Consider the following 22540-nt stretch of genomic DNA (forward strand, 5'->3'; position numbering starts at 1 on the left):
ATGAATTTAAACGTTGTTTCCTACAAATCAATAGGTTAGGGGTAACTTAAGATAATTGGAGGCAGAGCAAAATTAGTTTGATGCAAAACCTATTATTTAAGACCGCTCGCTTTATTGCCCGTTACTCTTTCGTAATCTGTTTTATAACGTTCTACAAAACTATCAAAATTGATTAATGGAACATTATCTTTTTCAATCTGATAAACAATGCCATCAAACTTATCCCGATCATTCAGTGGCAACCATCTTATTGTCACCTTTTGAAATGCCAGGTCTGATTTAAAACTTGGTTCTTTATTTACGCTTTCACGATAACAAGGTGCTTCACGGAAATGAATCAGATAGCACTTAAGCATTAAGTGCGATTGGTCGTCCAACTTGAGTTTCAAATAATAACCATCCGTTACAAAACCTCCCTTGCCGCTATACCTTTCAAATGGCTGCAATATCATCGTACCGCTGCTTACCTTGAAATCTTCAAATGCGGGTGGTGTGTCAATCTCTAAGTTTTTTATCGCATTGGCTTTGCTCAGATGATTAAGAAGAATGATGACCAAGATCACTATCAAATAGGTAGTACCAGGATGCTGCTTTATCCAAGCAGACAAGCTTTGATCTTTTAATTTTCCATCCATTTTTACCATACTGATCGCTTATGCTTTCCACGTAACGCTTTAGTTTCATGCAACCAGCATGCACTGATTAACTGCGTGAAATTTACCAAAACGTATGCACAAATTGCAACTTAACTCCAATACTCAAAGTCAAGTTACCGCTGAAATCAGACGTGTTTTATGCAAAAAACCGCTTAAATTATTGAATTAACTATAAAAACATCGCCTTTAAAGGGTATACACCCCTAAAAAACTTTGATATGTTACCGATATATCACAATAAATATGATGCTTTTGCGTCAAACAAACATCGGGGTGACATTGAAAATGATGGATATGTCTGGAAAATATTTGTACACCATACGCAGTGCCAATGGTGTGTTGGTTGAAAATCTGCAGATTTTTGGCAAGTCGCGTAGTGAGGCCGATGCCAAGATCAGGCAGATGTATTGGCGCTGCGAAATCTTGAGTTGCAGCCTGGTCGCGGATTTGAGTGCGCGTGCACCGAACCTGAAAATGCAGTGGCTGCGGCCGAATGCTGCGTGAGTTAAATACTTTGAAAAAAGGCGCTTGTAACCAAGCGCCTTTTTTATTGCCTAAACTTAATAACTAAAACAATGAAAGGTTGCTGGCCTGAATATTGGGCTTGCTGACTCTTCTGCGCAGCAGTTTTTTCACTGGCGTATCTGCCAAAGGCAAAGCTTCGTCGAACAGGGATTGTTGTGCCGGAAACATGTCGTCTTGCATCTGCGCGGTTTGCAGGTCAAACCTGAGTTCGCAATCTAGCCATAAATCTGATTTTGGCACGCAGCAGCATGGCAAAATTTCGTCGGCGGCAATAAAGGCGAGGGGCAACTCTACGTAATCGACTTCGCCGTCCAGCATGCGTACGCGGCAGGCACCACAATAACCGCTCCGGCATTGAAACTCTACTTCGTGGCCGGTACGTTCAAGGCCTTCGAGCAGGGTTTCTTGCGGGAGCAGGCTAAAGCGGCTGTGCTGGCTGCGTACGCTAATCATAAATTATAAAAAGATAAATGAGCGAGCGGGATAAAGTGCAAGGCGCACGGAGCGCAGAAACCGGATGTACATGTAGTACATGAGGATTTCGAGCACCGCACAACGCAGCAATTTACCCGCGCAGCCATTTATTATTACAGTTCAAAACCATTGAGGTCGTCTGCTGACACTTCAGAATCAATTTGACCAATCAGGTATGAGCTTAATTCCACCTCTTGCGGCGCAACTTGCACGGTGTCTGAGGCCAGCCAGGTGTTGATCCATGGAATCGGGTTGTTTTTGGCACCGGGGAATGCAGGCGGCAAACCAACGGAGGCCATGCGGCTGTTGGTGATGTATTCGACATACTGGCTCAGGATGTCCTTATTTAAACCAATCATGGAGCCATCTTTAAACAGGTATTCTGCCCATTGCTTTTCCTGCTCGGCGGCGGTTCTAAACATTTCAAAGCACTCGTTGTGCAGCTCGGCAGCGATCTCGGCGAACTCTGGGTCATCTTGCCCGGAGCGCATGATATTGAGGATGTGCTGGGTGCCAGTGAGGTGCAGTGCTTCGTCACGCGCAATGAGACGAATGATTTTAGCGTTGCCTTCCATTACCTTGCGCTCGGCAAAGGCAAATGAGCAGGCAAAGCTGACGTAAAAGCGAATCGCTTCGAGGATATTCACGTTCATCAGGCAGCGATACAGCAGCTTTTTAAGTTCGCGCTTGTTGACCGAGATAGTTTCGCCATTGATGACGTGATCGCCCTCGCCCAGTTGCGAATACAACATGGTCTGATGGATCAGTTCGTCGTAATAATGGGCGATATCCGAGGCACGCGCGGTGATGTTGTCATTGCGCACGATGTCGTCAAAAATGATAGAAGGATCATTGACGATGTTGCGGATGATGTGGGTGTAAGAGCGCGAGTGAATCGTCTCGGAAAACGCCCAGGTTTCAATCCAGGTTTCCAGCTCGGGCAGTGACACCAATGGCAACAATGCCACGTTAGGGCTGCGGCCCTGGATGGAATCCAACAGCGTCTGGTATTTGAGGTTGCTGATGAAAATATGCTTTTCATGCTCAGGCAGACCCTGGTAGTCAGCACGGTCTTGTGACACATCGACCTCTTCCGGGCGCCAGAAGAATGACAGTTGTTTCTCGATCAGCTTCTCGAAGACCGGATATTTTTGCTGGTCATAACGTGCCACGTTGACGGGCTGACCGAAGAACATGGGTTCTTTTAACTGTTCGTTGTCGATTTTGGTAAAGATGCTGTAGGCCATAGCCGTGTTCCTAATGTTTAAGTTTTATTCTCAAACTGTTTTTAAAATCTACTCATTACCCCACTGCAATAAGCGTTTGATCAGTGAGTGAGCGGGATAAAGTGCAAGGCGTCCGGAGCACAGAAACCGGAATGTACATGGAGTACATGAGATTTCGAGCACCGCACAACGTTGCAATTTGCCCGCGCAGCCACTGAGTCAGCGCTTATTTAAATCTTGCAGGCGCCGCTGGCACACCCATCATCTTCCGCCTCAGTGCCGCCTTCTGTCGCACCATCACGGGTGTTGTGGTAATACAAAGTTTTGATGCCCAGTTTGTACACTTGCAACAAGTCTTTGAGCAACTGCTTCATAGGCACACGGCCGCCTTCAAAACGGGTGGGGTCATAGTTGGTGTTGGCAGAAATAGACTGGTCAACAAACTTTTGCATAATGCCCACCAGCTTGAGGTAACCCTCATTGCTAGGCATTTTCCACAGCAACTGGTACTGGTCACGCAAGCGGTCAATCTCTGGTACCACCTGGCGCAAGATGCCATCTTTGGACTGTTTGACAGACACCAGGCCGCGCGGCGGTTCGATACCATTGGTGGCGTTGGCAATCTGGCTGGACGTCTCGGATGGCATCAATGCTGTCAGCGTAGAGTTACGCAGGCCATCTTTCTGGATGTCGGCACGCAGGCTTTCCCAGTCCAGCAACAATGGCTCGCTGCAGACGGCATCAAGGTCTTTTTTATAGGTATCAATCGGCAAAATACCTTTGGCATACGTGGTTTCGTTAAATGCACCGCATGGACCAAATTCGCGTGACAACTGTACCGAAGCCTTGAGCAGGTAATACTGAATCGCCTCAAACGTGCGGTGGGTCAGGCCCAACGCTGCGTCGCTGGTGTAGTTAGTGCCATTTTTGGCCAGGTAGTAAGCGTAGTTGATCACGCCCACGCCCAATGAACGGCGCTTGTTGGTGGCATTGAGAGCAGCTTTGACCGGGTAATCCTGGTATTCCAGCAAGGCATCCAGCGCACGCACCACCAAATCAGCCAGGCCTTCGAGTTCATCCAGTGACTCCAATGCACCCAGGTTAAACGCTGACAAGGTGCACAAGGCAATTTCGCCCTCTTCATCATTGATGTCGTTCAATGGATGGGTCGGCAGTGCAATTTCCATACACAGGTTGGACTGGCGCACTGGAGCAACGGCCGGGTCAAACGGGCTGTGTGTATTGCAGTGGTCTACGTTCTGAATGTAGATACGGCCTGTGCCTGCGCGTTCTTGCATCACCAGCGAGAACAGGTCTACGGCTGGCAAGCTACGCTTGCGGATGCTGTCATCGGCTTCGTATTGCGCATAGAGGCGCTCGAATTCGTCTTGGTCGGCAAAGAAGGAATCGTACAAGCCTGGTACATCATGTGGAGAGAACAAGGTGATGTTCTGGCCTTTGATCAGGCGCTGGTACATCAGGCGGTTGATCTGCACGCCGTAATCGAGGTGGCGTACACGGTTCTCTTCCACGCCGCGGTTGTTTTTGAGCACCAGCAGTGACTCAACTTCCAAATGCCACAGCGGGTAGAACAAGGTGGCTGCACCACCGCGCACGCCGCCCTGTGAGCAAGACTTCACCGCAGACTGGAACAATTTGTAGAATGGCAGGCAGCCAGTGTGCTGTGCTTCACCACCACGGATTTCACTGCCCAGGGCGCGGATGCGGCCCGCGTTGACGCCGATACCGGCACGCTGTGACACGTATTTCACAATGGCGCTTGATGTGGCGTTGATGCTATCCAGGCTGTCATCACACTCAATCAGCACGCAGGAGCTAAATTGGCGTGTAGGCGTACGCACACCAGACATGATAGGTGTAGGCAACGAGATTTTGAAAGTAGACACCGCATCATAGAAGCGCTTGATCAGATCCAGTCTTGTCTGCCCTTTGTAATTGGCAAACAGGCTCATGGCCACCAGAATGTACAGGAACTGCGGGCTCTCGTAGATTTTCTTGGTAACGCGGTTCTGCACCAGGTATTTACCCTCAAGTTGCTTCACAGCGGCGTAAGAGAAATTCATGTCGCGCCAGTGGTCCAGATGGCTATTTAACGCATCAAACTCTTCACGGCTGTAATCGCGCAGCAGATGCGGGTCATACTTGCCCAGTTCGGTCAGGGTCGTCACGTGGTCAAACAAATGTGGCGGCTCAAACTGGCCATAAGCAATTTTGCGCAGGTGAAAAATGGATAAACGCGCAGCCAGGTACTGGTAGTCAGGCGTTTCTTCAGAAATCAGGTCAGCGGCCGACTTGATGATGGTTTCATGAATGTCGTCCGTACGAATGCCATCGTAAAACTGGATATGGGAGCGCAACTCTACCTGCGATACCGACACATTATTCAGGCCCTGTGCGGCCCAGTCGATCACGCGGTGAATTTTGTCGAGATTAATCGGTTCCTTGCGACCATCCCGTTTTGTGGCCTGCATGGATTCGTATTGTGACATTAATGGCTCCCAATCATGGCAGCGAAGGTGGCATGGCACAGGCTTTTCGCAACGCGCATCCCGCCCCGGGAAAACCCAGGACCGCAGAAAATGCACCCGCTTAAAGGCCAGAAGAGCAATCAGCACAAAACTTGGCTCACTGCATCTGCCGAGGACACCCCGCCTCAAACGTTAACAAGAAAAAACTTACGGTAGGTCTCCTGGCTTTCAGGTCACCATTATTTGCTTTGCCTTCCCGAAATTATCAGTGGCGTTGTTAACAGCAAATAACTCGCTGATCACAGTTGCGGGGGCAGCTCTGGCTTGATGAGGACTGCGCCGTCTTCACGCACCAGATTCCCTTTTAAATACAGAAGAAGACTGTCTTCTGCATACCGTATGGATGCGACTATAAAACAATATCTATGGCTTTTCAATTATCAAAAACACAATATATTGATTTATTTACCTTGACAGTGAGCAACTGATTGTTTTTATTCAAGAATATTTTTACAACCATACTGCACAACTTCAGTGAGTGATATGCCGTCTCCTATCGTGATAAAAAAGCTATTTTTACGTCGTAATCATTAGGACACAGTGGTAACGAATTATGCGACACTAGGCATAACGAATAAAAACCAAATCCGTCATGACTTTTCTCCGTCTATCTACAAGATGCAGACTCACCGTCCTCATGTTGGTGGCTGCCAGCCCCGCGTATGCCACCAACGGCATCAACCTCATTGGCTTTGGTGCTGAATCAACCCTGATGGGCGGTGCTGACGTGGCGGTCGCGCGTGACACCAGCGCACTCAATACCAACCCGGCCGGGCTGACGCAGATCAAAGCGCCATTGCTGGATATGTTTGGCTCAGTGCTACGCACCACCGACCTGGTACACAAAGACCCCCGCAACGAAGAACATGCGTCCAACCGCTACACCTTGCTTGGTGGTGGTGGCTATGCGCGGCCCCTGGAAAATACCCCTTGTACGGCTGGCATAGGCTTGTTCGCACAAGGCGGCGCCGGTGGCGTGTTCGACAACCTGCGTACGCCGTTTGGCAATCGCGATGATTTGTCCTCGCTGTTTGGGATCGCCAAGATCATCCCCGGTATCGGTTGCGAGGTAACTGACAAGCTCTCTCTGGGCGCCAGCCTGAATATTGTTTATGCGAGCATAGAACAGGACTTTTTTGCGAATACTTCAGTGAGTGCGGTGCCCTTTGCAGGTTACAAATTAGAGGGCGCCTCCGCAGTGCGTACAGGCTTCAAGCTGGGCATGCAATATCGTGTGACCCCTGCACTGACGCTGGCGGCCTCCTATACCGAGAAAACCGAATTGCCGATGACCGGCGGCACACTGACAGCTGACTTCACAGATTTCGGGTTGGGCAAGGTGAAGTATGCCGATGCTTCAATCAAAGGCTTCGCCCTGCCGCGTGAAGTCGCTGTCGGGATGGCGTTCAAGCCAACAGATGACTGGTTGCTTTCATTCAAACTCAACTGGCTTAACTGGAGCGATGCGATCAATGACGTGACCCTGCGCGCCACCAAACCAAACAATGCTTCAGCGCAATCTATATATGGCAGCTCAATGGCAGCCGACTGGAAAGACCAATGGGTAGTCGCGACAGGCGTTGCGTACAACTGGGATGACCGTACCACGCTTTATGCGGGCCACAATTACGGCAAAAACCCGATCCCGCGCCAGAACTCCAGTCCTTTATTGGCAGGCACCCTAGAGCATCACCTCACCTTCGGTGCCGCACGCAAGGTCGACCAGCACTGGCTGATGACAAGCGGCGTCGAATGGATGCTACCTGTCAGTGTTAAATACAACAGCCGATTATTTGGTGAGTCTGAAATCCGTAATGAGGCGATTGTGTTGCACTTTATGCTGAGCCGCCGCTGGTAGCTTAAACAAAAAAACCTGGCATCAAGGATGCCAGGCTCCAAAACGAGTATGTCTGAGGAAAACAACAGTCAGCTGATCCCCTAGCTGTCACGCTTAAAAATCTACCTGTGCACTCACCTTGAAAATACGCGGCTCGCCCTGCGTCAGGAAATTCCAGTCGCCGTGGGTTTGCCAATATTTCTCATTGGTCAGGTTCTGAATAGCCGCACGCATGGTCACGCGATGGTCATTCAGTTTGGCCTGATAGCGCGCACCCAGATCAAATAAAGTATAACTATCCATGCGGTGAATATTTCTTGCTTCCAGGTAACGGTCACCCACATAACGCATCCCTGCTGATAAGGTCACGCCAGGCACAGCCAGCATTTGATAATCAGTAAATAAGGTAGCAGTAAATTTGGGGGCGTTAGGCGCATCCTTGCCATTGACATCAACATCATCACTGTTGTTTTCACTGTGCATGAGTACCATGCTACCGCGCAAGGCCCACTGGCTGCCGAGTTCAACACGGCCCGCCAGGTCCAGTCCACTCAGGACCAGGCCTTTCGTTTGCTGTACGTAATAATCGCTACTATTCGTGTAAGCCAGGCCACGTTGCATGCGGAACAGCGCGGCTTCGGCAGACCAGAAGCTGCCTTGCTGCTTGAGGCCAAGTTCATATTGCCTGCTTTCCAGCGGCCCAAAGGATTGGTCTTTATTATTGGTTCCCAGGGGCGCCGTGTTGCCCTCTTCTAACGCCTCGACATAGCTTACATAGGCAGTCAGTGCCTCTTGCGGTTTCCAGAGCAGAGCATAGGTTGGTGTCACCTTGCTTTTGTCAAAAGTCTCACCGCCGGGCTGGGTTTTGCGGTAGCTACTATGACGCAGGCCAATAATGGTGCTCCATTGCGGCGTCCATTCAATCGTGTCGCTCACAAACACACCAACATTGCGGGTCCTGAAAATGGTACTGACATCTTTGCTGATGTCGGAATGTGGATTGCTTGCATCACTGCGGCCACCGTACAAATTGCCCGTTCCCAAGGAGACAAAACCGTCCGGCGCACCACTGCGATGCACCGTTTGCATATCCGTCCCCGCCACCAGCGCATGCTTGATACTCCCGGTATCAAACCGCCCATTCACCATCATGTTTGCTGACAGATTGGTGTGCTCGCTATACCACTGTACCAGGCCATCATCATAGTTACCGGCATCGTCATTGATGTAAAGATAACTGTCGTAATTGGTACGCTTGAGTTTGGACATACGTACGGCCGTACTGATATTCCAGTCGTCATTGAATGCCCAACGCAACCCGGTACCTGCAGTCAGCATCTCGGTCTCATGATAGGTAAAATCCTGCGTCAGGCGTTTGGCGCCATCAATCGGCTTAGGGGCGGCAGCATTATCATCCACCACCAACGCGAACATGGAGCCATTCACTTTGCGTTTTTGATATAGTGTGTCGGCCTCAATGGTTAACTGGTCACTGAGTTTAATATCCAGTGCGGCGGAGGCTGAATCTCGCTTGATCGGCGTATCCAGATAAGTATCGCCACCTTCGTGTACATAATTGACACGCAATCCCAAACGATCATCGGCAAAACGACGGCCGATATCCAGGTTGAGACTGTATTGACTATCCGTCATCAAGCCGGCCGTCACGCGCGTCATCGGCGTATCCCCGGCGCGCTTGAGCTTGTAATTGAGGATACCGCCCGGCTGTGCAAAACCATACATGAACCCGGACAAGCCTTTCAGCAGCTCAATCTGCTCGAAATGCTCAATGGGTAAATCGGTATTCCATGCCGAAATATTCAGGCCATCAATTTTATAACCATTCAATAAATCGAGCGCTAGGCCCCTGACGGTAATCATGGAGCTTTCACGCGCGACCCCGTTACTTGAGGCCGTCACGGCAGCATCCAGCCTGAATACATCCGCAATATTCGTCACTTGGCGATCAACCATCTCTTCCGATTTCACCACCCTGACGGAGAATGGTGTATCCAGTAATGTTTTTTCGCCCAGTGCGCCATAACTGGCCTGATTAGCTTCGTAACGACTAAGCAGCCCATTGCCCTCCCTGGCTGCCTGCACATGCACTTCATTTAATAACTGAGGCGTTTTCTCGTCTACATCCAGCCGAATCACGGTAAAGCTTTTGCTATCCGTTTGCTTTAACGCCAAACCACTATTTTCCAGTAGCTTTTCCAGCGCCTGACGCACAGTATAGTCACCCCTGAGTGCGGGGGATTGTTTATGCTCAGTCAACGCAGTAGAAAAGAGAATGCGCTCACCCGACTGATGAGCCAAAGTATTCAGGGCTTTATCTAATGATTGTGAGGGAATATTCAGTTCCACAGCCTGGGCAGTGAAAACGAGATTGGCCAGTAATAACGCCATTAAAGTAGGCTTATAAGAGAGAGACATCGTGCTTTCCAGTGAATAAATAAATTGCTTACACTGGTATGTCGCATGAGCATCGGCAAATGTTGATGTCTGAGCTAAAAAATTTATCCCGGTGGTCGCGCCGGTCAAAAAAGTACCTGCCCATGCGGGCCGGTACTTTTAATAGAAACGCGTTAAATCTCCAGCTTAAGCGCCACTCCGAATAAGCGCGGAGCGCCAACATCGAGCACATCGCCACTACTATTATTGGTGACATACTCGCGGTCAAACAGGTTACGCACAAAGGCATTCACCGTGGTACGTGGATTTAAACGATAGGTCGCATTGGTATTCACCAGCACCACGCTGTCGTTGCGTCTGGTTTCTGTGAGCAGATATACGGAAGGGCTGCTATCTTGGTAAACCGTGTCTACATTGAACAGCCACTGATTACCCAAGTGGTAGTTCAAGCCAAGATTCACTTTGGTTCTCGGCGCCATAATGAACTGCTTGCCGCGCATATTGAGACCATCACTGTTGATGAAGTCCAGATACTCGGTATGGTTGTAGGCGGCACCGGCAATCATCTGCCAGTCACTATTGATCGCATACTCAGCCGAAACCTCCAGGCCGCGCATACGGCTTCTGGCAGCGTTAGAAATATACAAACGATTCAATGCATCGCGCTGACGCACCTGCTGGTCCTTCCAATCGGTGTAATACACGTTGGCAAAGGTTTTCAGGCCATATTCAGGCCAGCTACCGCGATAAGAAAGCTCGTAGGTAGTAGTGAATTCCGCGTCATATGGCCGGTGATCGGATGGCACCCGCATATTAATACCACCGCCACGATAACCACGTTGCACCACAAAGCCAGTACGCTGAGTAGGCGACCAGATATAGTTGATGCCCGCTTTTGGCAGTAAGGCGCCAAAAGTCTTTTTGTCATCGGCTTCGGTGACTGGTGATAGCGAGAAGGTATCCAGCACATAATCGACCTTGGCTTCATTTTTCTCACGGTCATAACGCAAACCGGCGATGGCTTGCCAGTGCGGGGCAAAATCCCAGTTAACCTCGCCAAAGATGGCCTGATTACGTATTTGGCTTCTGCCATCCGCCATCAATACCGACCCGAAGCCCACGACGCCCAAGGTATCATTAAACTTGATTCTGGAAGACCCGTAATAGAAACCCGCGTGTGCCTTCAGGGTATCCCCCTGGTATGTGGCGCGGAACTCCTGGCTAAATAATCTGGTTTGATGGTGGCGATTGGCTTCTTCGCTATCTACCGCGCCCTGATCAAAATCCAGCAGGCTCTGGTAGTTCGCATTGGTCCCCGAAGAAATGCTGGTTAACGCCCATGACTTATTGAGCTGATGTGTCAGCTTTAGCGTCGCCTCATTTTGCTGTATGGCATCAAAAGCATCTGTGTTCTGGTTCAACTTGTAATATTGCGGCTGGTTATTGAGTTGCGTCACGCCATTGCTACCGGCGTGGTAATCGGTGTGCGATAAGGTCAGCAAAGCCTCTGTGTTATCCCCAGCCAATAACAACAATTTGCCACGGGCATTGATAGAGCGGCGCGGATCGGCATTGTTATCCAGCACACGGTTCTTGATATAACCCTCTTCATTTTGCACATTCAAGGCAAAGCGGCCTGCCAACACCTCTGGCACTAACACCGCGTTGGCTGCAAGCGCCCCACCCTGCTGGTAATAATTGCCAAGGTTGCCTTGCAAGGTCAGTGTATTTTTAAACTCGGGATCATTGGTTTGCATAATCACCGCTCCCGCCAATGCGTTGCGGCCTTGCACGGTCGATTGCGCACCACGGTACACTTCCACCTGTTTCATATCCCAGGTTGAAAGCGGGCTCATGGTCACCATACTGCTGGTTTGCAAGGCGCCATCAACAAACACCGACACCGCGTTGTTTAACGACAGCGGCCCCTGGTCATCAAAGCCGGTTACCGGCACGCCACGGATGCCCCAGGTTTCATTACGTGACTGCGTATATACACCAGGCGTACGCGCCATGATGTCAGATAGCGACTGATCACCATGCGTACGGATATCCTGGGCGGTAGCGACAGCCACACTGGAGTAGGTTTCACTGAGTTTACGCGTGATTTTCTCACCCTGCACGGTCACTTCTGGCAAGGTATCCACTGATTCATGAGCGCTGGTCGTGGGTGCAGCAGAGCTACTGACTTTCGCGCTCTTCTTTAGCGAATATTGCTGACCACCCTTGTCATCCAGTGCAAAATCACTGCCCTTGAGCAAGGTATCGAATCCCTCATTAACGCTGTAATACCCTTGCAGGCCGTCACTTTTCAAGTTGGCAAGCAGGGCGGGGTCAAACGACAGGCGTGTGCCAGTCAAGGCAGCAAACTCTGCCAGCACATGACCCAAGGGGCCTGGGGCGAGTTGATAATGCTGTTTCTCGGCGACGGCTTTGGGGCTATCCGCCATCACCAGCGACGGGCTGGCCGCCAAAATAAAGCCGCACAAAGCAACACGCAGTGCGCTCTGCAACGGAGTAAGTTTAAAAACGGAAAATGTCATTGCCTGAGAACTTTCTTAAGTATCAATAATGAAACGGCCTAGGAACGGCCTTCATCATGTACACCGGGCGAATGCTAAAAAAGTATCAGGGTAAACAACATTTTTTTATCCTGCGGCAGATGCAGGTTCAATCATGATCCAGTAGCGGCTAGGCGCGACGACTTTTACCGGCAAGGTCTTTTGCAGCAAGTCGAGTGCGGCATCGGTATCTTTTAAAGGAAACGCTCCCGATACGGTCATCTGCCTGAGCTCAGGATGGCAACGGATCACGCCGTGCCGGTAACGTGCCAGCTCTTTGAGCAATGCCTCTAAGGGCATTGCTTGTGCCAGCAGCATGCCTTGCTGCCAGTAGCCCACGCTTTGGTCCGCAACTCGTGCTGGCTCCAATGCATGACGATTGAATGCGCGCTGCTGCCCGGCTTGCACCACACTGCTCTGGCCATTGTCGAGTTGAATACGCACTGCCCCTTCGGTCACCGCCAATATAGTACGATCAGCAGTCAACTTGACATTGAAGCGTGTACCCAATGGCACCAGCTCACCATGCGGCGTAATGACGACCAATTTGCGCTTGTCCTGATGCCCGGTTTCCAGCCACACTTCACCTTGGTGCAACACAATCTTCCGCTCTTGGTGATACTGGATATCCACGGCAGAATCTGTATTCAATACCAGGCGCGTGCCATCGCCCAGATGCAGATGTTTCTGCTCGCCAACCGCGGTCTGGTACCCGGCCCGCCAGCGTTCTAAAGGTAACGTTCGGTATCCCAGCCAGGCACTTGGTAATACGATTGCCAGCGTACCCAGTTTTTTGAGTGCCTGCCTGCGTGATGTATGGTCTATGCGCGCCAGCACCTGTTTGGCCAATGCTTTATGCGGCACCTGCCCAAAGGTGTGCTGTATTTGCGTGAGTCGCGACCAGGCCTCTGCATGTTGTGGGTGACTGCTTTGCCAATGCTCAAACGCCGCCAGTGTCGCAGGGCTCGTCTCCTCTGACTGTAATTTCAGCAGCCAGTCCACCGCCTGGGCCAGCACCTGTTGATCCAGCGTTGAGGGAGTATTTAACATCATAGGCTTAAACACGCCAGATACGCTTTACGCATATGCCGTTTGACAGTGATCAGTGAAAGCGCCAGTTGATCGGCAACCTGCTGGTAAGTCAGCCCATCCAGTTGCGCCAGTAAAAAAATAGCGCGGGTTTGCGCAGGCATGTGTTGCAATAGATGATCAATTTGTCGCAATGATTCCAGAATCAGGTGCTGCTCTTCAGCCGATGGCCATAAGTCTGGCGTGAGATGTGCCAATGTTTCCTGGTAAGCGCGTTCCACCTGCTGATGGCGCCAGTGGTCTATGACCAGGCCTTTGGCAATATGCACCAGCAAGGCACGTGGCTCTGCCCCTAACTGGGCCAGCTTGTCTTTATGCATAACACGCACAAACGTATCATGCGCAATATCCGCCGCATCCCATGGGTTGCCGGTTTTTTTGCGCAACCAGCCCTGCAGCCAGTCATGATGCTGACGGTAGACATCGTGTAATTGCTGCCAGCGCACATTCAGCAAAGCCATGGCTGACACTTTCTAGCGACAATATAAAATGGCTCAATCATGATTAAAGATGCCGGATCACAATCACACCACCCTCTTGCCGGGAGATACGCACCGGCAAAATTTCTGGCAAGGTATCAATCAATGCATCAATACCATTGATATCGTACTCACCTGACATGCGGTAATTGGCGATGCGTGCATCTGCAATTTCAATCTGCCCGTGATGGTAACGCTGCAACTCGCTGACAACCTCTGCCAGGGTGTCACCGTCAAACATGAGTCGGCCTTGTTGCCAGACCGTTGTAGCAGTAGCTGAAACAGTCTGTGTTGTAGAAATGTCAGCCGCCAGGGTACGCACTGCCTGGTTCTGGAAAACCTGGCGCCGGTCAGACGCAGTGCGCACTTCTACAGCGCCTTCGACCACGGTCACCACAGCGCCTTGCCCATGATGACGTACATTAAATACCGTCCCGATATCCCTGATAGCCGTTTCGTGTGCATAGACGGTGAAAGGTCGCCATGCATGCTCTACGCTAAACAACGCCTCTCCTTGCTGCAAATGTAATTGCCTGGAGTAAAGGCGCTGCTCAACCAGCAGAACACTATTGGTGTTGAGCGTGACGCGACTGCCATCTTTCAACACATAATGGGCTTGTTGTCCGACCATGGTATGCAGGTCTTCACGCTGCAATACCGGGTCTACATACCAGCTGAGTGCAACGACGCTGATGGCGGCAATACCGGCAGTGATTTTTTTCAAACGGCGCTGGTGCCGGGCCTGCTGTTGGGCTGCGCGCAGAATGTCTTCCCGCGAAGGAAAGTGGTTGCGCAATGCCTCTGTATAAGGGCTGAGCACATCCGGTGCACTCCCCTGTTCCGGCAAGGGGCGAGCTTCATGGCGACTGATCTTCATGCCTGCGCTCCCCAAGCCCGCTGGATGGTCGCCATCGCCTTGGTAAAATGCTGTGTCACCATATTGCGCGAAATACCCAGCGCATCTGCAATTTCCTGCTGTGGCATTTCATGCAACCTGTGCAGTAAAAACACCTGCTGCTGACGCGGCGGTAACGCTTCGATAATGCGTTTTAACGCCTCTAATCGCTGCACAAAATGTAATACCCGCTCGCCATCCACCTCATGTGCCTGCGCTAGCGTATCCTGCATGGTGTGCACGTGAGACTGCTGCATCTGCTGCTGGCGGTAACGGTCTATGGCCCGGTTTCTGGAAAGCCGGCGCAAAAAGGCCATGGGCGTATTCACCGGCTGGCCCAGTGGCCGCTCCATGATCTCAATGCAGACGTCATGCACCACATCCTGTGCGAAATGCTGGTCACCAAAGTGACGCTTCACATAATTGACCAATTCATCGTAGTGATACACCAGGGTCACTACAAGTTTGGAGTTTTCGGGATGGAGCAACACAGCAATGAGGCAGACAATTATTTAAACGGACATCTTAGCGGCCTCTATAAAAAAATACAAATGAAAATCATTATCAACTAGATTAAAAAACGCAAAGAGAAGGCAAGATTTGCTGGCACCCGACACAGGATGCCAGCAAGCTGTATCACGCCTTACGCCTGGGCACGCAAGGTTTTAGCTGCTGCAACCATATTGGTCAACGCGGGTAACACTTCCGCCCACTGGCGTGTCTTCAAGCCACAATCCGGGTTCACCCACAAACGCTCAGCCGGAATCCGCTCGGCCGCTTTTTGCATGAGTTGCACGATATGATCCTGGGTCGGGATATTCGGCGAGTGAATGTCATAGACGCCTGGCCCGATTTCATTCGGGTAGTTGAAATCATCAAACGCATCCAGCAATTCCATGTCCGAGCGTGAGGTTTCAATGGTAATTACGTCAGCATCCATCTCGGCAATCGCAGCAATAATGTCATTAAACTCCGAATAGCACATATGCGTGTGGATCTGCGTTTCATCGGCAACACCATTAGCCGTGATACGGAAAGATTCCACCGCCCAGTTCAAATACTCTTTCCACTGTGATTTGCGCAATGGCAAGCCTTCACGCAAGGCCGCCTCATCAATCTGGATCACGTGAATGCCTGCTTTTTCCAAATCCAGCACTTCTTCACGAATCGCTAATGCCAACTGGTAGCAACTCACCGCACGTGGCTGATCATCACGCACAAATGACCAGTTCAATATCGTCACCGGGCCGGTCAGCATGCCCTTCATCGGCTTGCTGGTCAGCGATTGCGCATACTTGATCCACTCTACCGTCATGGCTTGTGTGCGGCTGATATCGCCAAACAGGATAGGCGGTTTGACGCAACGCGAACCATAAGACTGCACCCAGCCAAACTGGCTGAAGGCATAGCCATCCAGTTGCTCACCAAAGTATTCCACCATGTCGTTACGCTCGGCCTCACCGTGCACCAATACATCCAAGCCCAGCGACTCCTGCTCACGCACGCTGCGCTCAATTTCAGTTTTCATGGCGATTTCATAGCCAGCGTAATCCAACGCCCCAGCCTTGAACTGGCTGCGTGCCTGGCGAATCTCAGCCGTTTGCGGGAAAGAACCAATCGTCGTCGTTGGATACTTGGGCAACTTGAGCAATGCCGCCTGCTTGGCCGCACGTTGCGCATACGTATTCTGGCGCTGCCCCAGTTGTGGTGTCAGTGTTTCCAGCGCGGCTTTCACCTGCGGATTATGCACACGTTTGGAGGCGCGGCGTGCGTCAATCGCTACCTGATTCACCGCCAATGCCACTTTTACCGCAGCACGCCCATGTGTTAATGCCGTTGCTAACACCTGTAACTCTTCCAGCTTTTGTTTGGCAAAAGCCAACCATGACTTAACCTCGGCATCCAGTTTGACTTCGCTGTCGAGATCCACCGGCACATGCAGCAACGAGCATGAAGGCGCCAGCCACAAACGATCACCCAAACGTTCGGCAATCGGCTCTAGCCAATCCAGCGTGGTATTCAAATCTGTTTTCCAGATATTGCGGCCGTTAATCACCCCCACAGACAACACTTTGTGCGCAGGCAGCATGCTGATCAAAGGCACGACTTCACTGCGTGCATTAATCGCATCCACATGCAAGCCCGCCACTGGCAAATTGGCCGCCAGGTATTGGTTATCCGCCAACGGCCCAAAATAAGTCGCCAACAGCAGTTTGACACGGCTACTCTTCAACTGGTGATAAGCCAGGTTAAACGCATGCTGCCATTCGGCCGTCAGTTCAGTCACCAAAATTGGCTCATCAATCTGCACCCACTCCACACCCTGCGCAACCAGCGCTTCCAGCAACTCGGTATACACCTGCAACAACTGCGGCAGCAACGCCAGGCGATCCGAATCATCCTTGCTTTTGCCTATCGCCAGGTAAGTCACCGGGCCGATAATCACCGGCTTGGCCTTCACCTGCTGTGCTTTCGCTTCAGCCAGTTGCGCCAGCAAACGCGTCGCATCCAGTTTAAATTGCGTCTCCGCAGTAAACTCTGGCACGATGTAGTGATAGTTGGTATCAAACCACTTGGTCATCTCCCCCGCTGTTACGCCACCACAACACTGCGCATGCGCTTCATCAGACTCGGCAGAGCGGCCACGCGCCACGCGGAAATAGTTATCCAGCGCATCACCATGAAAATCTTGCACGCGCGCTGGCAGATTACCCAGGGTAAAACTCATGTCCAGCACTTGGTCATAAAAGGCAAAGTCACCCACAGGCACTAAATCCAGATCGGATTGCAACGCCCAGTTACCCTGACGCAAGTCTTTGCCCACTTGCTTTAATGCGTCCAGTGAAGACTGCCCTTTCCAATAAGCCTCTAAAGCAAATTTCAGTTCGCGTTTTGCGCCTATGCGCGGGAATCCCAGATTGTGTGTGGTCGCCATGCCAGCCCCTTGAGTGATCGTTAAAGAGCACACATTCTAGGAAAGGCAATTCATGAAGTAAAATGGTATTATTTCAACAATCAATTAATTTTATTCATATATAAACACATGATTGAACGTATCCATTTAGCCATTATTCGCGAAGTCGAACGCCAAGGCTCACTGACAGCCGCCGCTGAAAAGTTATTTCTCACGCAATCGGCCCTCAGTCACTCGATTAAAAAACTGGAACAGCAACTAGGCACTGATATCTGGCTACGCGAAGGCCGTAGCTTGCGCCTGACACAAGCCGGGCAATATTTACTGGCTGTCGCCAACCGATTACTACCGCAACTTTCGCTAGCTGAAGAACGCTTAAGACAGTTTGCGCAAGGCGAACGCGGCACCTTGCGCATTGGTATGGAGTGCCACCCGTGTTACCAATGGCTACTCAAAGTGGTGTCACCTTATTTAGCTGCCTGGCCGGACGTGGATGTAGATGTCAAACAGAAATTCCAGTTTGGTGGCATCGGCGCACTGTTTGGCTATGAGATCGATATGCTGGTCACCCCAGACCCGCTGTATAAACCCGGCCTGAAATTTGTGCCGGTGTTTGACTACGAACAGGTATTGGTCGTGCACCGCCAACACGCACTCGCCCAAGCAGAGTACCTGAGGCCAGAACAACTGAGCAGAGAAACGCTGATTACCTACCCGGTAGATATAGACAGACTGGATATCTACAACCAGTTCTTGCAACCGGCAGGCATCAGCCCACAGGTACACAAACCGATTGAAACCACTGACATCATGCTGCAAATGGTCGCCAGCGGCCGTGGCGTCGCCGCCTTGCCGCGCTGGCTGGTGGAAGAATATCAAAGCCGTTTTGATGTGGTGCCAGTCAAATTGGGCGAACAAGGCATTGCCAAGCAGATTTACTTAGGCATACGCGAAACGGATGTCAATACAGACTATGTGCAGGCATTTATTACACTGGCGAGCGCACACAAACAACGCTCGGCCTGACCGTCAGGCCCGTGGTTTTCTCCAGGTGTAATACCCCATCATGGTCAATGGGACCGCCAGGCTCAGCCAGGACAACCAATGCCATATCCCAGTGCCTAACAGTGCCGCCAGCAGGCCAAACGTACTCAACACGGCCAACACAATCGGCCAGCCCCAGATTTGAAGGAATTTCTTTTGCATGGTGTTCAATCCTCCAATTTAAAGCGTCTCGGCATGCGCCTGCTGTAAATGCTGTATGCGCTGCTCAACATGCTGATGACGTTTAAGCCATAAATACAAGCCACTGCCCAGCACCACAATCGTAATCAGATCCAGTAAGGTCCAAATCACTTTGAGTGGCAAACCACCATAATCCCCAAAATGCAGCGGTTGTGACAACAATAATGTTTTGACATACCACGGCATTTCCCGTGTATCGGTTAATTGTGCCGTCTGCGCATCAATCAATGCAGGGCGCAGCAAACGCGAAGTTACCGGTGTATTGCCTTTCAAAAACACCGTGTAATGGTGCGGGCTGGAGAACATGCTGCCGGGGAAAGCTACAAAACTGACATGCATGTCCGGCACGGCTTTTTTGGCAGTGTCAATCGAGTCTTGCAAAGAACCAAGTTTGACTGGTGGCGGCAAGCCTTTATAAGGTGCAATCATGTCCGCCATCTGGTCGCCTTGCCAAACCATAATGACGATCTGGCTCAAAGTATTGATGGTACCAGTGATGCCGACAACCAGCGCCCAAACCAGCGTTGCTACACCCAGCAGGTTGTGGATATCCAGCCACTTCAAGCGCGCCTGCTTCTCACGCCTGACAGTGCCAAAATCCAGTCGCCGCATAAACGGGTGATACAGCACAATGCCAGAAATAATGGCGACCGCAAACAGCAAACCCATAAAGCCCAAAAACAGCATGCCGGGCAAACCGGCAAACATATCAATATGCAGTTTAAGCATCACATACATAAACCCGCGGTCTGGCGGCGGAGCATCCAGCACTTTGGCCGTGCGTGAGTCAACCAGCACGATATTCGAATCGTCGGGCGAGGCATCCATGGACTTAGCCATGGACACCAGCGTGACATTCGGGTGCTCGTCCTGCTCCCAGAACATAAAGCGGATCACCTCCTGCGGCCGCTGTTTGCGCGCAGCGTCAGCCACCGCATCCATGCTGGCATTAGGTGTGTTCTCTGCCATGATGGGCGCCTCCACCACACCGGACAAATGCTCGATTTCCTCATGGAAAATCAAAGGCAACCCGGTGAGGCACAGCATGAGCAAGAACGCCGTACACACCAGGCTGCTCCATTTATGTATCAGGTACCACTTACGAATACTCATCAAACGACTTCTTTATTTTTAACATCCAAATTGTAGCGTCGGCCTAAAAATCAGCCGTTGCCGAGAGCAGCAAGGTACGCGGCATACCCAGGTAGATATACCCCTCATTCGAGGTATTCCAGTAATCGCGATTAAACAGGTTCTCGATATTGGCACGCAAGGTCACCGGGGTTGCATTCAATACGGTTTTGTAACGTGCGCCGATGTCAAAGCGGGTGATACTTGGAATGGACAGGTTGTTAGCCTGATCCACATATTGCTTGCTGGTATAAATCACCCGGGAAGTGAGTGTCAGGCCGGGCACAGGCACCGGATCCCACTCACCGCCCATACTGACCTGCCAGTCAGGCACACCCACCGCGGTATTACCATTTAAGGCACTATCTTGATTCTTGACCAACTCGCCCTGCGTATAAGCACCACCGCCCAGTACACGCACACCGTCAGCAACCTCACCAAACACATTAAACTCCACGCCACGGTTACGCTGTTCACCATTCACGTTAAACGTAGTACCGCTATTAATCGCACTAGGCCGCTCGATCTCAAACACACTCACGCTGGTGGCAAGCTTACCCCAGTCCACTTTAACCCCAACCTCTTTTTGCTTGGTTTTATAAGGTGGGAATATGCGGCTTCCCATCGTTAAAGGTGCTTGCGGGCCTTGGCTCAAACCCTCAATGTAATTGGCATACAAGGAAATATTTTCTTGTGGCTTGAACACCACGCCTGCCACTGGTGTGAGTGCAGTTTTATCGTAGGGATCGGTAGTCGCAAATAAATAAGATTGTTGCTCTACTCGTTGATGCCTAGCACCGAGCGTCACCTGCACTTTCTCATCTAAGAAGGATAGCGTATCTGCCAGCGCATAACTGGTCAGCGTCATTGCGCCATATTTCTCCTTATTCCCAGGCAAGCCTGCTGTGCTTGGCGTATCAATATACACTGGCGCATAAATGTTTCCGTTAATCGTGCCAGACACCGCAGCGAAGTAAATATCGGTATTCTGTCTGACCTTGGTCGCGCCCAGGCTCACCTGATGACCAACCGGGCCTGTGTCAAACTTAATACGGCTGCCTGCTTCAAACGATTCAGACTTCACTTCAAATAACTGCCACATAGCCATGGAACTATAGTTACCATTAGCACTGGTCAAGCTCGGGTTGCCTGCCACCGCGTCCATCTGGCTGTTGCGGCTGCCGACACCGGCATACACCATGACTGCATTGGTCACGTCATATTCGCCACGCAATACCATGGAACGGTCTTTCATTTGCGAGTGACCATAGCCAGGATAATTCAACTGATTATCTGGTGCGCCCGGCATTTTGGTTAAACCGGCACCCACCGTAAACTGGCGGACGACTTTATTGATTGTTTCTTGCTGGTTGATGAAATCTGCCGTGACCCGTAAACGCTCACCACGGTAGTCCAGCGCCAGGCTGCCCATAAACTCTTCCAGTTTTTGTTGGTCCAGGGCTGTATCACCTTTGCGGTACATGCCATTGAGGCGGACACCAAACTCGTTATTTTCACCAAACCGGCGACCCAGATCTGCCGTGCCGCCATATACGGAATCACTCATGTACGTCACGCCAAAACGGCTTAATGCCTGGTCACCTGCACGCTTGGGCACAATATTGATACTACCCCCGACATTACCACTGGGCGGCATGCCGTTGAGCAATGCGCTCGGGCCTTTAAGCACTTCCACACGCTCGGCCATTTCTACCGGTACACGGAAATAAGGCATCAGGCCATACATGCCGTTCAAGGCGATGTCCTGGCTAGCAACAGTAAAGCCGCGGATAGAGAAGTCTTCATTGATATTAGTACGGGCGCTGGTTTGACGTACCGACGGATCATTTTGCAATACATCCCCAATGCTACGTGCTTGCTGATCCGCAATCACCTCCTCCGTATAATTGGTCACATTAAATGGCACATCCAGAAAATCACGCTGCCCCAGCATACCGGCACGGCCATCGCGTGCTACTTGTTTACCTGCGTATGCCGAACGATCTTCAGCTGCGCGCGCAGTGGATACCACGACTTCCGGCAATGTTTCTACCGCACCCGATACTGCAGGCAGCGGCTGCGCGGCTTTTTGCAATTTGTAGCTGCCATTATCCTGCACCACCGCCTGTAAACCACTGCCAGTCAAAATAGCATTTAAACCCTGCAATACATCATATTGCCCGTGCAATCCACGACTTTGCTTGCCCTGGGTCAGGCTGGCATCAATCACCAGCAAGATGCCAGTTTGCCTGGCATAAGTATTCAACACCTGATCCATACTGCCACCCGCAATATTAAATGCCTGCAAGGCAGCACCACTCTCTTGCACGGCATCGGCATAAGCGCGTGGCATATAAGCCATGGAGACCATGCCTGAGAGTAAAAGCAGGCCAGCCAGCTGACGGATACGGAACACAGGCAATGCTGCCTGCGCTGAGATGGGGTGTGACATATTTATTCCTCATTGAAAAAGTAGTCTTCACTCCTACCCCGAATGAAAAAATAAAAGTGCTACGCCTTAAGCCATTTTTTACCTAAACTCAC

General features: G+C 51.0%; 17 protein-coding genes and 1 riboswitch. Of the genes, 3 read left to right on the top strand and 14 right to left on the bottom strand.

Annotation, left to right across the window (positions count from 1 at the left end; all coding sequences use genetic code 11):
- Positions 1-92 precede the first annotated feature (92 nt).
- Positions 93-644, bottom strand: a complete 552-nt coding sequence (locus ACIDE9_RS04405; protein WP_411993019.1) for a hypothetical protein — start codon at positions 642-644, stop codon at positions 93-95.
- 306 nt (positions 645-950) lie between these two features.
- Here ACIDE9_RS04405 and ACIDE9_RS04410 point away from each other — a divergent pair, with 306 nt between their 5' ends.
- A complete protein-coding gene (locus ACIDE9_RS04410) occupies positions 951-1160 on the top strand; it encodes a hypothetical protein (protein WP_228519848.1) in 210 nt (69 codons plus the stop codon).
- Positions 1161-1223: 63 nt separating this feature from the next.
- Here the strand turns inward: ACIDE9_RS04410 and yfaE are convergent, their stop codons facing one another.
- From yfaE to nrdA, 3 genes are all read right to left on the bottom strand, one after another.
- Entirely contained in the window at positions 1224-1634 is a 411-nt protein-coding gene (yfaE, locus tag ACIDE9_RS04415) for a class I ribonucleotide reductase maintenance protein YfaE (RefSeq protein ID WP_411993021.1), read from the bottom strand.
- Between the two features lie 134 nt (positions 1635-1768).
- The gene (nrdB, locus tag ACIDE9_RS04420) at positions 1769-2902 is read right to left on the bottom strand and encodes a class Ia ribonucleoside-diphosphate reductase subunit beta (protein WP_411993023.1); all 1134 of its coding nucleotides are present in this window, start codon (positions 2900-2902) and stop codon (positions 1769-1771) included.
- 209 nt (positions 2903-3111) lie between these two features.
- A complete protein-coding gene (gene nrdA / locus ACIDE9_RS04425) occupies positions 3112-5391 on the bottom strand; it encodes a class 1a ribonucleoside-diphosphate reductase subunit alpha (RefSeq protein ID WP_194754078.1) in 2280 nt (759 codons plus the stop codon).
- A gap of 172 nt (positions 5392-5563) precedes the next feature.
- Positions 5564-5785: riboswitch (cobalamin riboswitch) on the bottom strand.
- A 237-nt stretch (positions 5786-6022) separates the two neighbouring features.
- Here nrdA and ACIDE9_RS04430 point away from each other — a divergent pair.
- Entirely contained in the window at positions 6023-7288 is a 1266-nt protein-coding gene (locus tag ACIDE9_RS04430) for an OmpP1/FadL family transporter (protein ID WP_411993025.1), read from the top strand.
- 93 nt (positions 7289-7381) lie between these two features.
- Here the strand turns inward: ACIDE9_RS04430 and ACIDE9_RS04435 are convergent, their stop codons facing one another.
- The 7 genes from ACIDE9_RS04435 to metE form a co-directional block, all read right to left on the bottom strand.
- The gene (locus ACIDE9_RS04435) at positions 7382-9703 is read right to left on the bottom strand and encodes a TonB-dependent siderophore receptor (protein ID WP_411993026.1); all 2322 of its coding nucleotides are present in this window, start codon (positions 9701-9703) and stop codon (positions 7382-7384) included.
- 152 nt (positions 9704-9855) lie between these two features.
- Complete coding sequence (locus ACIDE9_RS04440) at positions 9856-12225, bottom strand: TonB-dependent receptor domain-containing protein (protein WP_411993028.1); 2370 nt, start codon at positions 12223-12225, stop codon at positions 9856-9858.
- Between the two features lie 105 nt (positions 12226-12330).
- A complete protein-coding gene (locus ACIDE9_RS04445; RefSeq protein WP_411993030.1) occupies positions 12331-13296 on the bottom strand; it encodes a FecR domain-containing protein in 966 nt (321 codons plus the stop codon).
- Positions 13293-13793 carry a sigma-70 family RNA polymerase sigma factor gene (locus tag ACIDE9_RS04450; protein ID WP_411993032.1) on the bottom strand — a complete coding sequence of 167 codons (501 nt, stop codon included), beginning with the start codon at positions 13791-13793 and terminating at the stop codon, positions 13293-13295. The genes ACIDE9_RS04445 and ACIDE9_RS04450 overlap by 4 nt, the downstream gene beginning before the upstream one ends.
- A gap of 43 nt (positions 13794-13836) precedes the next feature.
- Positions 13837-14688 carry a FecR family protein gene (locus ACIDE9_RS04455; RefSeq protein ID WP_411993034.1) on the bottom strand — a complete coding sequence of 284 codons (852 nt, stop codon included), beginning with the start codon at positions 14686-14688 and terminating at the stop codon, positions 13837-13839.
- A complete protein-coding gene (locus tag ACIDE9_RS04460) occupies positions 14685-15197 on the bottom strand; it encodes an RNA polymerase sigma factor (RefSeq protein ID WP_194754073.1) in 513 nt (170 codons plus the stop codon). The genes ACIDE9_RS04455 and ACIDE9_RS04460 overlap by 4 nt, the downstream gene beginning before the upstream one ends.
- Positions 15198-15349: 152 nt before the next feature.
- Positions 15350-17641 (bottom strand): 5-methyltetrahydropteroyltriglutamate--homocysteine S-methyltransferase, encoded by a 2292-nt coding sequence (gene metE, locus ACIDE9_RS04465; protein WP_411993036.1) that lies wholly within the window; start codon positions 17639-17641, stop codon positions 15350-15352.
- 108 nt (positions 17642-17749) lie between these two features.
- Here metE and ACIDE9_RS04470 point away from each other — a divergent pair, with 108 nt between their 5' ends.
- Complete coding sequence (locus ACIDE9_RS04470) at positions 17750-18646, top strand: LysR substrate-binding domain-containing protein (RefSeq protein ID WP_411993038.1); 897 nt, start codon at positions 17750-17752, stop codon at positions 18644-18646.
- 3 nt (positions 18647-18649) lie between these two features.
- Here ACIDE9_RS04470 and ACIDE9_RS04475 read toward each other — a convergent pair whose 3' ends face one another.
- Genes ACIDE9_RS04475 through ACIDE9_RS04485 form a run of 3 tightly spaced genes read right to left on the bottom strand, consistent with a single transcriptional unit; the run spans position 18650 to position 22448 of the window.
- On the bottom strand, positions 18650-18826 hold the full coding sequence (locus ACIDE9_RS04475; protein ID WP_411993040.1) for a hypothetical protein: 177 nt from the start codon (positions 18824-18826) through the stop codon (positions 18650-18652).
- 18 nt (positions 18827-18844) lie between these two features.
- Entirely contained in the window at positions 18845-19978 is a 1134-nt protein-coding gene (locus ACIDE9_RS04480) for a PepSY-associated TM helix domain-containing protein (protein WP_411993043.1), read from the bottom strand.
- 43 nt (positions 19979-20021) lie between these two features.
- Complete coding sequence (locus tag ACIDE9_RS04485; protein ID WP_411993045.1) at positions 20022-22448, bottom strand: TonB-dependent siderophore receptor; 2427 nt, start codon at positions 22446-22448, stop codon at positions 20022-20024.
- Positions 22449-22540: the final 92 nt, after the last annotated feature.

It is taken from the genome of Methylophilus sp. 'Pure River' (genome assembly GCF_046765995.1).
In the GTDB taxonomy this organism is placed as follows: Bacteria; Pseudomonadota; Gammaproteobacteria; order Burkholderiales; family Methylophilaceae; genus Methylophilus.

Excerpts from the sequence above, each read along its gene's own strand:
- ACIDE9_RS04430 (WP_411993025.1), top strand. The coding sequence starts at position 6,023 with ATGACTTTTCTCCGTCTATCTACAAGATGCAGACTCACCGTCCTCATG.
- ACIDE9_RS04405 (WP_411993019.1), bottom strand. The coding sequence starts at position 644 with ATGGTAAAAATGGATGGAAAATTAAAAGATCAAAGCTTGTCTGCTTGG.
- nrdB (WP_411993023.1), bottom strand. The coding sequence starts at position 2,902 with ATGGCCTACAGCATCTTTACCAAAATCGACAACGAACAGTTAAAAGAA.
- ACIDE9_RS04470 (WP_411993038.1), top strand. The coding sequence starts at position 17,750 with ATGATTGAACGTATCCATTTAGCCATTATTCGCGAAGTCGAACGCCAA.
- yfaE (WP_411993021.1), bottom strand. The coding sequence starts at position 1,634 with ATGATTAGCGTACGCAGCCAGCACAGCCGCTTTAGCCTGCTCCCGCAA.
- ACIDE9_RS04450 (WP_411993032.1), bottom strand. The coding sequence starts at position 13,793 with ATGGCTTTGCTGAATGTGCGCTGGCAGCAATTACACGATGTCTACCGT.
- ACIDE9_RS04445 (WP_411993030.1), bottom strand. The coding sequence starts at position 13,296 with ATGATGTTAAATACTCCCTCAACGCTGGATCAACAGGTGCTGGCCCAG.
- ACIDE9_RS04480 (WP_411993043.1), bottom strand. The coding sequence starts at position 19,978 with ATGAGTATTCGTAAGTGGTACCTGATACATAAATGGAGCAGCCTGGTG.
- ACIDE9_RS04440 (WP_411993028.1), bottom strand. The coding sequence starts at position 12,225 with ATGACATTTTCCGTTTTTAAACTTACTCCGTTGCAGAGCGCACTGCGT.
- ACIDE9_RS04435 (WP_411993026.1), bottom strand. The coding sequence starts at position 9,703 with ATGTCTCTCTCTTATAAGCCTACTTTAATGGCGTTATTACTGGCCAAT.
- ACIDE9_RS04455 (WP_411993034.1), bottom strand. The coding sequence starts at position 14,688 with ATGAAGATCAGTCGCCATGAAGCTCGCCCCTTGCCGGAACAGGGGAGT.
- ACIDE9_RS04410 (WP_228519848.1), top strand. The coding sequence starts at position 951 with ATGTCTGGAAAATATTTGTACACCATACGCAGTGCCAATGGTGTGTTG.
- ACIDE9_RS04475 (WP_411993040.1), bottom strand. The coding sequence starts at position 18,826 with ATGCAAAAGAAATTCCTTCAAATCTGGGGCTGGCCGATTGTGTTGGCC.
- metE (WP_411993036.1), bottom strand. The coding sequence starts at position 17,641 with ATGGCGACCACACACAATCTGGGATTCCCGCGCATAGGCGCAAAACGC.
- ACIDE9_RS04485 (WP_411993045.1), bottom strand. The coding sequence starts at position 22,448 with ATGTCACACCCCATCTCAGCGCAGGCAGCATTGCCTGTGTTCCGTATC.
- nrdA (WP_194754078.1), bottom strand. The coding sequence starts at position 5,391 with ATGTCACAATACGAATCCATGCAGGCCACAAAACGGGATGGTCGCAAG.